The sequence below is a fragment of the Stenotrophomonas sp. Nf1 genome (assembly GCF_003028475.1).
Lineage (GTDB): Bacteria > Pseudomonadota > Gammaproteobacteria > Xanthomonadales > Xanthomonadaceae > Stenotrophomonas.
On the sequence record NZ_PYTV01000023.1, the window covers coordinates 1 to 539 of the forward strand.

Genomic DNA, 539 nt, shown 5'->3' on the forward strand with positions numbered 1-539 from the left:
GGCGCCGGCCTGCCGGAGCAGACCACGCTGGCACGTGGCATGGAACTGACGCCGTTGAGCGATCAATGGCTGCAGTCGATGGGCGGCATGCAGGCGTTGTTCGGTAACCTGGCCCGGCCGGGCACGGCCGGCGACGTCACCGTACAGATCGTGCGTTCCTCGGGCACGGCATTGCATGCGCTGGAGAAAAAGGGCTGCAAGGAACTCGGCCTGAACCTGGACGATGCCAGCTGCCTGCAGCCGTACTGGGAGCGCAACCAGCCGATGCACTCGATCCTTGATGCGATGGTCAACTGCATCGCATCGGCGCGCGCTTTTGTCTACCTCGAGACCCAGTTCCTGATTTCCGAATGCGGTTGGTCCGACGCTGAAGCGGGCAGGACGGTGGAGACGGCGATCAAGGGCGGCGAACGGCGGCCCATGACCGAAGCGGAGAAGAAGAAGGTCGGCTACGTCGACAAGGGCGTGGCCATGAGTGGCCGGATCGGCAAAACCGGCGTCGTGCAGGACCTGGTGAAGCGCAAGCAGGGCGTGAAGTC

The 539-nt window shown here is 64.4% G+C and carries 1 pseudogene; it reads left to right on the forward strand.

The annotated features are described in order from the left end of the window. Positions 1–539, forward strand: a pseudogene (locus C9412_RS20455) (phospholipase); the annotation flags it as partial.